Origin of the sequence: Lysinibacillus sp. NPDC056185, from assembly GCF_047737915.1 — a bacterium.
Taxonomy (GTDB): domain Bacteria; phylum Bacillota; class Bacilli; order Bacillales_A; family Planococcaceae; genus Lysinibacillus.
In genome coordinates this window covers 104,427-119,444 of the sequence record NZ_JBLLLQ010000007.1, presented here as the reverse complement: position 1 = coordinate 119,444, position 15,018 = coordinate 104,427, and the positions used below count along the sequence as shown (strand labels likewise).

11 protein-coding genes are annotated in these 15,018 nt (G+C 35.9%); 9 read left to right on the top strand and 2 right to left on the bottom strand.

Annotation, left to right across the window (positions count from 1 at the left end; translation table 11 throughout):
- Window positions 1-363: 363 nt before the first annotated feature.
- The 3 genes from ACMZ42_RS09570 to ACMZ42_RS09560 all read left to right on the top strand — a co-directional run bounded on the left by ACMZ42_RS09570 (window position 364) and on the right by ACMZ42_RS09560 (window position 7,516).
- Window positions 364-2,640, top strand: coding sequence for a prolyl oligopeptidase family serine peptidase (locus ACMZ42_RS09570; protein WP_370081837.1), 2,277 nt, complete (start codon window positions 364-366; stop codon window positions 2,638-2,640).
- A 142-nt stretch (window positions 2,641-2,782) separates the two neighbouring features.
- Window positions 2,783-5,059: a S9 family peptidase gene (locus tag ACMZ42_RS09565; RefSeq protein ID WP_415731310.1), complete on the top strand. Its 2,277-nt coding sequence runs from the start codon at window positions 2,783-2,785 to the stop codon at window positions 5,057-5,059.
- 180 nt (window positions 5,060-5,239) lie between these two features.
- Window positions 5,240-7,516: a S9 family peptidase gene (locus ACMZ42_RS09560; RefSeq protein ID WP_415731309.1), complete on the top strand. Its 2,277-nt coding sequence runs from the start codon at window positions 5,240-5,242 to the stop codon at window positions 7,514-7,516.
- Between the two features lie 111 nt (window positions 7,517-7,627).
- On the opposite strand, the gene ACMZ42_RS09555 is transcribed toward ACMZ42_RS09560, so the two are convergent.
- The gene (locus ACMZ42_RS09555; RefSeq protein ID WP_415731308.1) at window positions 7,628-9,004 is read right to left on the bottom strand and encodes a PLP-dependent aminotransferase family protein; all 1,377 of its coding nucleotides are present in this window, start codon (window positions 9,002-9,004) and stop codon (window positions 7,628-7,630) included.
- A gap of 131 nt (window positions 9,005-9,135) precedes the next feature.
- Here ACMZ42_RS09555 and ACMZ42_RS09550 point away from each other — a divergent pair, with 131 nt between their 5' ends.
- From ACMZ42_RS09550 to ACMZ42_RS09535, 4 genes are all read left to right on the top strand, one after another.
- Complete coding sequence (locus ACMZ42_RS09550) at window positions 9,136-10,041, top strand: DMT family transporter (RefSeq protein WP_415731307.1); 906 nt, start codon at window positions 9,136-9,138, stop codon at window positions 10,039-10,041.
- Between the two features lie 77 nt (window positions 10,042-10,118).
- Window positions 10,119-10,355: a glutaredoxin family protein gene (locus ACMZ42_RS09545; protein WP_415731306.1), complete on the top strand. Its 237-nt coding sequence runs from the start codon at window positions 10,119-10,121 to the stop codon at window positions 10,353-10,355.
- Between the two features lie 17 nt (window positions 10,356-10,372).
- Complete coding sequence (locus ACMZ42_RS09540) at window positions 10,373-10,981, top strand: FMN-binding negative transcriptional regulator (protein ID WP_415731305.1); 609 nt, start codon at window positions 10,373-10,375, stop codon at window positions 10,979-10,981.
- Between the two features lie 430 nt (window positions 10,982-11,411).
- A complete protein-coding gene (locus ACMZ42_RS09535) occupies window positions 11,412-11,534 on the top strand; it encodes a hypothetical protein (protein ID WP_255350026.1) in 123 nt (40 codons plus the stop codon).
- 509 nt (window positions 11,535-12,043) lie between these two features.
- Here the strand turns inward: ACMZ42_RS09535 and ACMZ42_RS09530 are convergent.
- Complete coding sequence (locus ACMZ42_RS09530) at window positions 12,044-12,253, bottom strand: transcription initiation factor TFIIIB (RefSeq protein ID WP_415731304.1); 210 nt, start codon at window positions 12,251-12,253, stop codon at window positions 12,044-12,046.
- A 321-nt stretch (window positions 12,254-12,574) separates the two neighbouring features.
- Between ACMZ42_RS09530 and ACMZ42_RS09525 the strand changes: the two genes are divergently transcribed.
- Together ACMZ42_RS09525 and gap are read left to right on the top strand one after the other, a co-directional pair.
- Window positions 12,575-13,603: a sugar-binding transcriptional regulator gene (locus ACMZ42_RS09525; RefSeq protein ID WP_415731303.1), complete on the top strand. Its 1,029-nt coding sequence runs from the start codon at window positions 12,575-12,577 to the stop codon at window positions 13,601-13,603.
- 128 nt (window positions 13,604-13,731) lie between these two features.
- Complete coding sequence (gene gap, locus ACMZ42_RS09520; protein ID WP_370081821.1) at window positions 13,732-14,748, top strand: type I glyceraldehyde-3-phosphate dehydrogenase; 1,017 nt, start codon at window positions 13,732-13,734, stop codon at window positions 14,746-14,748.
- Window positions 14,749-15,018 lie beyond the last annotated feature (270 nt).

Genomic DNA, 15,018 nt, shown 5'->3' with positions numbered 1-15,018 from the left:
ACGAAAGTGAAACGGCAGTTACAGATGTTTTTTGTAACGAAAGTGAAACGGCAGTTACAGATGTTTTTTGTAACGAAAGTGAAACGGCAGTTACAGATGTTTTTTGTAACGAAAGTGAAACGGCAGTTACAGAAGTCTCCCTCCTCTATAGGTGGTGAGATGAATGTAAGGTTGGCCTAAATAATTATGCCGAGGCATAATTGATTATATTCAAAAAGTGAGCTCATTGCAGTTCACTTTTTTATTGGTTTAAAAGTCAAATATGTTTAATTATTATCAATAATTGACAATAAAGATAAAATTGTTATAATTCAATTATATCGACTAACGATATAACACGAACTGATATAAGGAGGAATCATTTTGAAAAAGAGATTTTTATCAGCATCATTAGCGGTTATTTTAACGTCATCTGCGGTTATCCCTGTATCTATGCAGGAAGTGCGCGCTGCAAATGAAACTAGCAGTCAAGTAGAAGTAAAAGAGGAACGTTTATCTGCTAAGGAGTTTCTAAATTTAGCTGTAACAGCTTTAACATTCCAACATGGATCAGAGACAATGCGTCAGCAAATCATTGATCAATGGGTAAAAGGTGAAGAATTAAAAGATTTAAGTGTACATATTAAACGTGATGAAGCAGCACGTATTTTAGTAAGAGCTTTAAATAAAGAGGAAAAAGAAGCAACACTTGCTGAATATCAAGAAAAAGCTAATAAACTAGGTTTATTTAATGGTCTGTCAGCTAGTGAAACGATTTCTAAACAAGATGCGGTTAAAATCTTGAACAATGCTAAAAATGTGAAAAATGGTGTCGGCAATAATGAAGGTGTGAAAGAGATTTCCGTAGAAGATTTTATGAAAAATCCAGGAAACATGGGCTATGAACTTTCACCAGATGGCAATTACATTACTTATGCTTCTGCATGGGAAAATCGATTAAACGTTTTCGTGAAAAAAATGAATGACGATAGTGAGCCAGTACGTGTATCCAATTCAACGGATCGTGATATCGGGGGATTATTCTGGAAAGATGATAATTTACTATATGTAAAAGATAAAGGTGGCGATGAAAACCACCACATTTATTCAACATCTTTTAATGGTAATGAGGAAAAGGATTTAACACCTTATCCGAATGTAACAGTTGGGGTATTAAGTAACTTACAGGGTGTTAAAGATGAAATCCTTATTATGATGAATAAAGAAGATGTGAAAGTCTTTGATGTGTACAAGCTTAATGTGAAGACTGGAGAAACTACACATGTTGCGAAAAACCCAGGTAATATTACGAGCTGGTTAGCAGACCGTAATGGAAATGTACGTATGGCAGTTGCTTCAGATGGTGTAGTAGGCACTGTTCTTTATCGTGATTCAGAGAAAGATGAATTCAAGCCATTTATTGAAATAGAAGATGGAGATCAAGTAATGCCACTTGGTTTCACTAAAGACAATAAACATATTTTGGTGAAATCTAATAAAGGAAGAGATAAAGTAGAAGTAGTTAAATATGATTTAGAAGGCAATGAAGAAGTAATTATGTCCAATCCAGAAGTGGATGTAATGGGTGTATTATATAGTTCTGAGAAAGATAAAGTATTGTATGGTACATATGTATCAGATAAGATTCATTATCAATTCTTTGACGAGGACTTCGAAAAACTATTCCGTAAAATTCAAAATAAATTAGGTGTTCAAGAAAATGAAATGGCCATTTATGATTACAACAAAGAAATGACAAAATTCATTGTTAGTGTTTCTAGTGACACTGTTTTCGGAAAATATTATTACTATGATTCAACGACAGATGAAATGACTGAAATGGCAACACTAAGCCCTTGGTTAAACCCAGAGGAGCTTGCAGAAATGCATCCAATCTCATATAAGAGTCGAGATGGCTTAACGATTAACGGTTATTTAACTTTACCGAAAAACAAAGAGGCTAAAAATCTGCCACTTATCGTTAATCCACACGGTGGACCATGGGCACGTGATATGTGGGGCTTTAATAATGAGGTGCAATTACTAGCAAATCGTGGTTATGCAGTACTACAAGTGAATTTCCGTTCTTCAACTGGCTATGGAAAAGAATTTTTAGAGGCTGGTAATAAACAATGGGGTCTAAAAATTCAAGATGATATTACAGATGGTGTACAATGGGCAATCGACCAAGGCATTGCAGACCCTAAACGCATCGGAATTTACGGTGCATCATTTGGAGGTTATGCAACTTTAGCAGGGATCACTTACACTCCAGATCTATATGCTGCAGCAGTGGACTATGTAGGTGTATCCAACATCTTTACATTTATAAATACAATCCCTCCGTATTGGGACACATTGCGTAACCAGCTTTATCAGCGCGTGGGACATCCAGAAGAAGATAAAGAGCTATTAACAGCTGTTTCACCTGTCTTCCATGTAGATAAAATTAAAACACCGTTATTTGTAGCTCAAGGTGCAAATGATCCACGTGTAAATAAGGCTGAATCTGATCAAATCGTTGAAGCATTACGTGCAAGAGGCGTTGATGTGGAATACATGGTGAAAGATAATGAAGGACATGGTTTCCAGAATGAAGAAAACCGCATTGAATTTTATAATGCAATGCTAAAATTCTTAGATAGCCATCTAAAAAAATAATAGGAAAGAAGACTGTGCAGGAAGTAAGTTTCTTGCGTAGTCTTTTTCATCAGAACCAACAATTGACAAAAATGCTAAAGTTGGTATGATTTCATTGTATTTACAAAATACGTAATGCGTACTGATATAAGGAGGAATCATTTTGAAGAAGAGATTTTTATCAGCATCATTAGCGGTTATTTTAACGTCATCTGCGGTTATCCCTGTATCTATGCAGGAAGTTCGCGCTGCCAATGAAACTAGCAGTCAAGTAGAAGTTAAAGAGGAACGTCTATCTGCTAAGGAATTTTTAAATTTAACTGTAACAGCTCTAACATTCCAACATGGATCAGAGACAATGCGTCAGCAAATCATTGATCAATGGGTAAAAGGTGAAGAATTAAAAGATTTAAGTGTACATATTAAACGTGATGAAGCAGCACGTATTTTAGTAAGAGCTTTAAATAAAGAGGAAAAAGAAGCAACACTTGCTGAATATCAAGAAAAAGCTAATAAACTAGGTTTATTTAATGGTCTGTCAGCTAGTGAAACGATTTCTAAACAAGATGCGGTTAAAATCTTGAACAATGCTAAAAATGTGAAAAATGGTGTCGGCAATAATGAAGGCGTGAAAGAAATTTCTGTCGAAGACTTCATGAAAAATCCAGGAAACGTTGGATATGAGCTTTCACCAGATGGCAATTACATTACTTTTAACGCTGCATGGGAAAACCGTAGGAACGTTTTCGTGAAAAAAATGAATGACGATAGCGAGCCAGTACGTGTATCTAGCTCAACGGATCGTGATATTTATGCATCCTTCTGGAAGGATGATAATTTACTATATTTAAAGGATAAAGGTGGCGATGAAAACTACCACATTTATTCAACAACATTTAATGGTAATGAAGAAAAGGATTTAACACCTTATCCGAATGTAACAGTTGGGGTATTAAGTAGCTTACAGGGTGTTAAAGATGAAATTCTTATTATGATGAATAAAGAAGATGTGAAAGTCTTTGATGTATACAAACTTAACCTAAAGACTGGTGAAACTACACACGTTGCGAAAAACCCAGGTAATATTACGAGCTGGATAGCAGATCGTGATGGAAATGTACGTATGGCAGTTGCTTCAGATGGTGTAGTAGGCACTGTTCTATATCGTGATTCAGAGAAAGATGAATTCAAGCCATTTATTGAAATGGAATCAGGGGATCAAGTAATGCCACTTGGTTTCACTAAAGACAATAAACATATTTTAGCAAAATCTAATAAAGGAAGAGACAAAGTAGAAGTAGTTAAATATGATTTAGAAGGCAATGAAGAAGTAATTATGTCCAACTCAGAAGTGGATGTAGCGGGTGTATTATATAATTCTGAGAAAGATAAAGTATTATATGGTGCATATGTAACAGATAAGACACATTATCAATTTTTTGACGAGGACTTTGAAAAACTATTCCGTAAAATCCAAAATAAATTAGGTGTTCGTGAAAGTGAATTAGTCATTAATGATTACAACAAAGAAATGACAAAATTCATTGTTAGTGTTTCTAGTGACACTGTTTTCGGAAAATATTATTACTACGATTCAACAACAGATGAAATAACAGAATTAGCGACATTAGGCTCTTGGTTAAACCCAGAGGAGCTAGCAGAAATGCATCCGATTTCATATAAAAGTCGAGACGGTCTAACAATTAACGGTTATCTAACTTTACCGAAAAATAAAGAGGCTAAAAATCTGCCACTTATCGTCAATCCACACGGTGGACCATGGGCACGTGATATGTGGGGCTTTAATCCTGAAGTACAATTACTAGCAAACCGTGGTTATGCGGTACTACAAATGAATTTCCGATCTTCAACTGGCTATGGGAAAGAGTTTTTAGAGGCTGGTAATAAACAATGGGGTCTAAAAATCCAAGATGACATTACAGATGGTGTACAATGGGTAATCGATCAAGGTATAGCAGATCCAAAACGCATCGGAATTTACGGTGCTTCATTTGGAGGGTATGCAACTTTAGCTGGTATTACTTACACTCCAGATCTATATGCAGCAGCGGTAGACTATGTAGGTATATCAAATATCTTTACATTACTTAATACAATCCCTCCATATTGGGAAACAGCGCGTAAACAGTACTATGAGCGTATAGGCCATCCAGAGAACGATAAAGAGTTATTAACAGCCGCTTCACCTGTTTTCCATGCGGATAAAATTAAAACACCACTATTTGTAGCTCAAGGTGCAAATGATCCACGTGTAAATAAGGCTGAATCGGATCAAATTGTGGAAGCATTACGTGCAAGAGGCGTTGATGTGGAATACATGGTGAAGGACAATGAAGGTCATGTCTTCCAAAACGAAGAAAACCGCATTGAATTTTATAATACAATGCTAAAATTCTTAGATAGCCATCTAAAAAAATAATAAGAAAGAAGACTGTGCAGGAAGTAAGTTTCTTGCACAGTCTTTTATTATTTAAGGTCCTACTATAAAGAATATCTCTTTTTATCATACGAACCAACAATTGACAAAGGTACCGAAATTGTTATAATTTCATTATATTTACAAATTATACAATACGTACTGATATAAGGGGGAATCATTTTGAAAAAAAGGTTTTTATCAGCATCATTAGCGGTTATTTTAACGTCATCTGCAGTCATTCCAGTTTCTATGCAGGAAGTGCGCGCTGCCAATGAAACTAGTAGTCAAGTAGAAGTAAAAGAGGAACGTCTATCTGCTAAAGAATTTTTAGATTTAACTGTAACAGCTCTAACATTCCAACACGGATCAGAGACAATGCGTCAGCAAATCATTGATCAATGGGTAAAGGGAGAAGAATTAAAAGATTTAAGTATCAATATAAAACGTGATGAAGCGGCACGTATTTTAATAAGAGCTTTAAATAAAGAAGAAAAAGAAGCAACACTAGCTGAGTATCAAGAAAAAGCAAATAAGCTTGGTTTATTTAACGGTCTGTCAGCTAGTGAAACGATTTCTAAACAAGATGCGGTTAAAATCTTGAACAATGCTAAAAATGTGAAAAACGGTGTCGGCAATAATGAAGGTGTTAAAGAAATTTCTGTCGAAGATTTCATGAAACACCCAGGAAACGCCGGCTATCAGCTTTCACCAGATGGTAATTACATTACTTATAAATCTGCATGGGAAAATCGTTCAAATGTGTTCGTAAAGAAAATGAATGATGATAGTGAGCCAGTACGCGTATCTAGTTCAACAGATCGCGATATTGGTGGATCCTTCTGGAAAGATGATAATTTACTATATGTAAAGGATAAAGGTGGCGATGAAAACTTCCACATTTATTCAACAACATTTAATGGTAATGAGGAAAAGGATTTAACGCCATATCCGAACGTAACAGTTGGGTTATTAAGTGATCTACAGGGCGTTAAAGACGAAATCCTTATTACGATGAATAAAGAAGATGCAAAAGTCTTTGATGTGTACAAGCTTAATGTGAAGACTGGAGAAACTAAACATGTTGCGAAAAACCCAGGTAATATTTCAAGTTGGTTAGCAGATCATGATGGAAATGTACGTATGGCAGTTGCTTCAGATGGTGTAGAAGGAACAGTCCTTTACCGTGACTCAGAGAAAGATGAATTCAAACCATTTATTGAAATGAAAGCAGGAGATGAAGTAATGCCACTTGCTTTCTCTAAAGACAATAAACATATTTTTGCAACTACTAATAAAGGAAGAGATAAAGTAGAAGTAGTGAAATATGATTTAGAAGGTAATGAGGAAGTAATTATGTCCAACTCAGAAGTGGATGTAATGGGTGTATTATATAATTCTGAGAAAGATAAATTATTATACGGTGCATATATAACAGATAAAGGACACTATCAATTCTTTGACGAGGACTTTGAAAAAATATTCCGTAAAATTCAAAACAAATTAGGTGTTCAAGAAAGTGAATTAAGCATTAATGATTACAATAAAGAAATGACAAAATTCATTGTTAACGTTTCTAGTGACACTGTTTACGGAAAATATTATTACTACGATTCAACAACAGATGAAATGACAGAAATGGCAACATTAAGCCCTTGGTTAAAACAAGAGGAGCTTGCAGAAATGCACCCAATTTCATATAAAAGTCGAGACGGTCTAACAATTAACGGTTATTTAACTTTACCGAAAAACAAAGAGGCTAAAAATCTGCCACTTATCGTCAATCCACACGGTGGACCATGGGCACGTGATATGTGGGGCTTTAATCCTGAGGTGCAATTACTAGCAAATCGTGGTTATGCAGTACTACAAGTCAATTTCCGTTCTTCCGTAGGATACGGTAAAAAATTCCTTGAAGCTGGTAATAAGCAATGGGGTCTGAAAATTCAGGATGATATTACAGATGGCGTACAATGGGCAATCGACCAAGGCATTGCAGACCCTAAACGCATCGGAATTTATGGTGCATCCTTTGGAGGTTATGCAACATTAGCAGGTATCACTTATACACCAGATCTATATGCAGCAGCAGTTGATTACGTAGGTGTATCGAATATCTTTACACTATTAAATACAATCCCTCCATATTGGGAAACAATGCGTGAAATGCTTTATGAGCGTGTAGGGCATCCTGAAAAAGATAAGGAGCTATTAACAGCAGCTTCACCTGTCTTCCATGTGGATAAAATTAAAACACCGCTATTTGTAGCTCAAGGTGCAAATGATCCACGTGTAAACAAAGCTGAATCTGATCAAATCGTTGAAGCATTACGTGCAAGAGGTGTTGATGTGGAATACATGGTGAAGGATAATGAAGGCCATGGTTTCCGTAATGAAGAAAACAGTATCGAATTTTACACTGCAATGCTAAAATTCTTAGATAGCCACCTAAAAAAATAATATAAAGAAGACTGTGCACAAATTTCTTGCACAGTCTTTTCTAGTTGAAGACTCTAAATTGTTCTTGCCACTCCCGATTGTACAGTCGAGACTTATTTGGATGAAGAGCCGTTATAAGAGCTGAAAAGTATTTCGATATATATCATTTTTCTTATTGTTAATTAATGCGATACAACGGGCTAGCTTTTCTACTCCAACATGAATTTGACGCTCATTCACTTGAGAAATACTTAATCGAATCAGATTTTCCTTTTTATATTCTGGTAGGAACATTCTAGCTGCATCATCCACAAGGACATTTTGCTCTTTTAACAAATTGACGATCTGCTTTGCAGTCACTTTCTCGGGCAGGGAGATAGTAAGATAAAATCCTGAAGAGGGTTTCGTATAATGCGTGTTATTTGGCAGCAATAACTCACAAGCTTCCTGAAGATGTTTCATTTTTCTATAATATAGCTCTTTTATTTTCTTAATATGGCTATTAAACATTCCGTTTTTTAAATAAATTTCTAATGCTCCTTGTGAAAGAACCGAACTATTAAAATCGGCAGTAAATTTATAGCGTAAAAAATTGTTAGTCATTATTTTTGGAAGAACTAAAGACGCAACTCTTAAACCAGGTAGAAAAACTTTAGAAAAACTTTTAATATAAATAACTCTGCCAGAAGGATTGTACGCGAATAATGGATCGGATTTAGTATTTGGATCCAAATCCCCTAAAAAGTCATCCTCAACTATATAGACATCGTATTTTTCCGCTAATTCTACAATCCTTTTTTTCTCTTTATTTGTATAGCTATGTCCAAGTGGATTTTGAAACCTCGGAACAATATAGAAAAACTTGATATCGTTATTGCGAAATATATATTCTAGACGATCGAAATCAATTCCATCCATAGATAAATCAATCCCGAACGTAGTCACTTGCTGTAAATTGGCAGACTCTATAAAGCCAAAATAAGTAGGCTGTTCAATTAAAATATTGTTTTTCCCATTTGGAAATGGCATAGAAACTAATAAATTAAGAGCCTGCTGAGAGCCAGACACAATAAATAATCTTTCAGGTTCAGTAAATACTTGTAAGCTTTGCAAATACTTCACCATTTGAAGTCGTAAAGAGTATAGACCTTGTTGATCGGTGTAAGTGAATAATTCTTCTTTATAAGTATCAATGGCCTGATTGATACAGTGCTGAAAATCAATGTAGGGTATGATGTCTTTATCTGGACCAGCAGACAAAAAGTCAATAATATCATTTTTACTGTCTGGATTTTGAAATTCATTGACAATATAATAGCCGCTTTTAGGAACAGAAAAAATTAAGTGCTCTTTTTCTAGCTCTTCATATGCTTTAACAACTGTGTTTTTACTGCAGGAGAATTTTTCAGAAAGTTGTCGTACTGAAGGAAGTTTACTACCCGCTATAAGTAATCCCTGTGCCAGTTGAGCTTTAATTTCATCAATAACCTCATTATATTTTGTATACAATGCAAAGCCTCCTTTATTCTGTACCAGGACAGATGACGGAAAATACCGTTTATTTTTACGGTAGTTCCTCTTAATATTTATTATACCAGCACAAATGGTACAGATTTGTATAAAAATATAAGGGGTTGGTAATGGTGCAGGACAATAAGAAGGAAAAAATGGGGTTATTATTAGGCTTAGTGGGCGTCATCTGTTTCAGCTTAACATTACCTGCAACAAGTGTAGCAGTAGAATATTTCGGGACTACAATTGTTGGCTTAGGAAGAGCGGTAGTAGCTTCAATTTTAGTTGCTCTTGTATTAGTTGTGAAAAAAGAAAAACTGCCCACTGCTCGTCAATTCAAGAGTTTAATTATTGTCTCTTTAGGCGCAGTTTTAGGATTCCCCTTGCTCACCTCTTGGGCTATGACAAGTTTGCCAGTTTCTCATGGAGCTGTAGAGTTAGCCCTTTTACCTTTAGCTACAGCGGGGTTTGCAATGATAAGAGGAGGCGAAATTCCGTCCATTAAATTTTGGATATCAAGTATAGTTGGGGCATTGGCAGTAATGATTTACGCTATGTATCTTGGACTGGGCCAATTACATGTTGCAGATTTAGCATTATTGGCAGCAGTCATTATACTCGGACTTAGCTATGCTGAAGGAGGGGTACTAGCACGAGAATTAGGAAGCTGGCAAGTAATTGCTTGGGCAATTATCATTGCTACTCCTTTTCTTATTATTCCAGTGTTACTAAACGTATCAGTTGAGATGTTGCATGCTCCTTTAAAAGCTTGGATTAGCTTTTTGTATCTTGCTATTGTGAGTCAATTTTTAGCATATGTAGCCTGGTATGGTGGAATGGCTATGGGAGGCATTTCAAGAGTAAGCCAAATTCAATATTTACAGCCATTTTTAATGATTATTTTTGCAGCTTTATTTCTCAATGAACCCATTACATTATTTACTATTGTAATAGCCTTCATTGTTGTGGCGTCCGTAATTATTGGCAAGAATACCGATGTTGTAAAAAAAGATTCTGAAACAATTAAACAATAAACAAAAGGTGTCATTACGGTATCTTGCTTATTAATAGCTGTTTCGTTTTATAATAGCTCTTAAGGGAGGTGCTGTAATTGAACGTGAAATTTTTTAGTCGAGATAATTGTGGACTTTGTGTAGAGGGACTGCATACTTTAAAGCTCGTACAGGAAGATATAGATTTCGATCTTGAAATTATTAATATTGAAGAAGATGAGAGCATACATGAAAAGTATATGTTAATGATTCCGGTAGTAGAAAAGGATGGGCAAGTAATACAATACGGCAATTTGGATTACGCAACACTTATGGAGCATTTGTGTAGCGAATAACAAAGGGGGAGTTGCTTATGTACGTACCAGCAGCTTTTAAAATGAAGGATAGATCCGAGATGATAGAAGTGATTCAGGAGAACAGTTTTGCAACACTCTTTTCAACTCATGAAGGAATGCCAGTTGCTACACATCTCCCGTTGTTGTTGAATAACACTAAGGACTGTTTAATTGGGCATTTTGCAAAAGGAAATCCTCAATGGAAGGATATTGAAAATCAACAGGTTTTAGCAATATTTCATGGGCCACATTGCTACATATCTCCCTCGTGGTATGAAACAAATCAAGCTGTCCCAACATGGAATTATGTAGCAGTACATGTTTATGGAGAAATCGAACTTATTGAACACGATGATGAATTGATACAATCCTTTAACAACATGATTAAAAAATATGAACATCATACCAGCACATATAGCTTAACTCAGGTAGATGATCAGCTTGTAAGCAATCTAAACAAAGGAGTTCAAGGCTTTAAATTAAAAATCTTAAGTATGGAAGGTAAGAAGAAGTTAAGCCAGAATCATTCTAATGATAGACAACAATTAGTAATTCAAAAATTAGAAGAAATCGAACATACAAATGAGCAACAAATCGCACGTTTAATGAGACAAAACAATAGATGAACCTTAAAAATTTCGCATTTTTCTTGCTATGTATGTAGCAGTGAGGAAGGAGCGGAATTTTTTAATTTCTTTCAGAGTGTGTCCAAACATCCACTGAAAAGAGGAACTCAGGCTAAGAACGCCACGTCTTATGGCAATTTATCTGTGCGAAAGCAACAACAACAACACAAGACTGAGTGACCAACATCGACAAAATTGATAGTTACTTTACCCGAATTTTTAGCGGTAATAACCACAATTCACAAATTGTTCAATGAAAGCGTTTAGAATTTGAACAGTTTGTGAAGACCTTCACATTTGGCTTTATTTTTAAAAAAATAAGAGTAGAATAGGAATCAGTAAGAGGTTGTTATAAAACAGTTTATCAATTGCATCACATTTTTAGTGATTGTTATATTACAAAAACGTATAGTTGAAGGGAGAATTCACCATGTGGGTTATTACAGTATTTGAGAAAAAGGACGTTCGTATTTTTGAATACACAAATAAAAATGAAGCAACAAAAGCTTTATGCGGATTTAAGAAAAACGCAATTTTATCTTACACAAAATAAGCTAACAAAAAACTCGTAGCCATGTCTAATTGGCTACGAGTTTTTCATTAATACTAGAAACAACACGATATTTATATTTATCAGACTCATCAGCATAACGTGTGGTTGATTTCCGTTCTGGCTGGGCGCTTTGCCGCTGACGCTTCGCTTTCGCGCAGAGCAGAGCTTCCTGGGGGCGTCCGATGAGCCGCTTCACTCGCGTTGCTCGCTCCAGGGTCTCGGGCCAACACGATGTTGGTCACGAAGGCGTTATCACAGGAGGTGATGGTTTTAGCCTTCGTTCCTCTATTGCTGATCCCCAAGGAGTCGCCCAGCCTCCACTCCAATCACCTAATCCTTTCTTTTTGCAATTGTCTTTTGCAAAAAAAGCTAATTTAAACTTTAGCGTATTCACAATTAGGCCACTATACATAAAATAAATAGTCCTTTATGTGTCTACATACAATGAACGCTAATTCCAGAGTGTTTTAATAAAAAAATTCCTTTTAGGTTTTATTTACAATATTTCCTCAAAAAATTGTACCCTTAAATTTCTCCGGTTTTTTTACATAGCTTTCGATTATAAATCCACATTCTGTGCAAATGATGAATTCAACAGCTGAACCTATACTCATCTTATTTTCAGGATGGATTACTCCATATCCATTTTGCTTACCTTTCCCCAATTCCTTCCCTCCGCATTTTGGACATTCTAAAGCCTTCGAAATAGAGTTATTCAATTTGAAACCCTCCCTTATATATGTGAGCTAACTATTTTTCTGATATACCCAATTATCTATTAATACGAATGAATTGTAAAATGGTTCCATATTATTCAACGTTTTCATAGTTGAAGAATTGAGAGCTTCATTCAACTTCAAATAATTCTTCCTCGTACTAAACAAATTTATTATTTTAAACGGCTTTATTGTAAATTAAACAAGTTTTTTGTTACTTTACATTATTTATAAAGCGTATTATAATGAAATTGTAAGTGGGACATAATTTTAAATAGTGGGACGAAAAATAACCCACCGCTATTGAAAAGGGAGTAGATTAATATGTTATCTGTACCTGAGGCACAGCAAAGGCTACTTCCAGAAATGTATCCGCTTCTACAATCGAGATATCGTATTTTGCAAACAGTTCAGCTTATGCAGCCAATTGGGCGTCGGACACTTGCTGATTCACTTAAAATGACTGAACGAGAAATTCGTAAAGAAACGGATATTTTACGCGAGCAAGGGTTATTAGATTCTCAAAAGTCGGGCATGGTATGTACAGACGAAGGTGAAGCAGTTATAGATAAGCTACGAGCACTAGTCTATGAATGGTCTGGTCTTACACAGCTAGCTAAATCATTGAAAAACCATTTTGGCTTCCAGCATGTAATTGTTGTTCCAGGTGATTACAATGAAGACGATACGATATTAACATTGCTTGGAAAAGAGGCAGCACAGCAATTTATGTCAACAACCTTTGATGATCAAATAGTAGCTGTTACTGGTGGCAAGTCGGTTGCATCACTCGCGCAATTTTTACAGCCAGCTGACGCAAACAACATCACATTTGTTGCTGCTCGTGGAGGTATTGGGCATGAAATGCAAATGCAAGCCAATACACTTGTCTCAACATTTGCCATGAAGATGGATGCACAGTATCGCACATTATTTTTACCGGAGCATTTAAGTGAGCAGGCCTATCAAGCAATGTTAACAGAGCCAATGGTAACTGAAATGATGAATTATTATGATCATGCAGATTGTGTTATTCATGGTATTGGCTCGGCAGAAGAAATGGCTGTTCGTCGTAATTCATCGCCGGAGGATTTACGGATACTCGAAGAAATGGGTGCAGTTAGTGAAGCATTTGGTTATTATTTCAATGCAGAAGGCGAAATTGTACATCGAATTCGAACAATCGGTATTCAGTTTGAGCAAGTGCAAAGAAGTAAGCAAGTCATTGCAGTCGCTGCTGGTAAACAAAAAGTGAAGGCGATGCTATCGTACTTTAAGGTAGCACCAAAGCAAACCATTTTTATAACGGATGAAGTAGCGGCAAAAGCTATCGCCGAAAGTTTATCTTCTTAATAAATTAACTTGGAACTCATATTTCAGCGGGTGCTACAACACTCTCTGAATGAGAATAAAGCCAATTGCGGATATTATAAATGTCCGAGGCAAAATTAATTATTTAAACAATATTGGAGGAATTGACAATGGCATTAAAATTAGCGATTAATGGATTTGGACGTATTGGACGATTAGTATTTCGTGAAGCTATGAAGCACGATGAATTCGAAGTGGTGGCAGTAAATGACCTAACAGATGCAGGTCAACTTGCACACTTATTAACTTATGATTCAGTACATGGTATCTACGATGCTGATGTTTATGCAGACGGCGATTCTTTCGTAGTAAATGGAAAAAACATTAAAGTTTATGCTGAGAAAGATCCTGCTAATTTACCTTGGGGCGAACTAGGTGTTGATGTAGTACTTGAATGTACAGGTAGATTCCGCTCAATGGAAGAAGTAGGTAAACATATTCAAGCAGGTGCTAAAAAAGCTATTCTTTCAGCCCCAGCGAAAGGCGAAATGCCAACGTTTGTTATGGGTGTTAACCATGAGGATTACAACCCTGAAACAGACGATGTTATTTCAAACGCTTCTTGTACAACGAACTGTCTAGCGCCAGTTGCAAAAATACTTGATGAAAAATTTGGCATTGAGCGTGGTATGATGACAACAATTCACTCATATACAAACGATCAACGTATCCTTGACTTCCCGCACTCTGACCCACGTCGCGCACGTGCTGGTGCAGTGTCAATGATTCCAACAACAACAGGTGCAGCAGTTGCAGTTTCAAAAGTATTACCTCACTTAAAAGGTAAACTAGATGGCTTCTCTATGCGTGTACCGACACCAAACGTTTCATGTGTTGACTTAGTAGTGGAGCTAAAAGCAGAAGTAACAAAAGAAGCCATTAATGCGGCGTTAAAAGAAGCTTCAGAAAACGAACTTAAAGGCATTTTAGGTTACAATGAATTACCATTAGTTTCAATTGACTACAATGGTAACCATAACTCTTCGACTGTAGATGGTCTTTCTACAATGGTATTAGAAAATAGTATGGTAAAAGTTCTAGCATGGTATGATAACGAAATTGGTTACTCTACTCGTTTAATGGACTTAGCTTTATATATCGCAGATAAAGGATTAAACACTAAATAAGTGTCATAATTCGATAACTTAAGTAAAAAGTGTGACATAATACTGCTTTTTGCGCACAAAAAGTATAGCCTTTATAATATCTAGAAGATATAATATACAAGGGTAATGGGAGTAAGGGAAATTTACCCTTACTCCTTTTTATCTTCATTCAGCAAATGTCTTTTGTAACGTAAGTGAAACGTCAGTTACAGAATACACCCACCTCAGAAGGTGGTGGTGAATGGAGATGTGCTTCCTTTTTAGTAGGTGTCCAAACACTTACTGAAATAG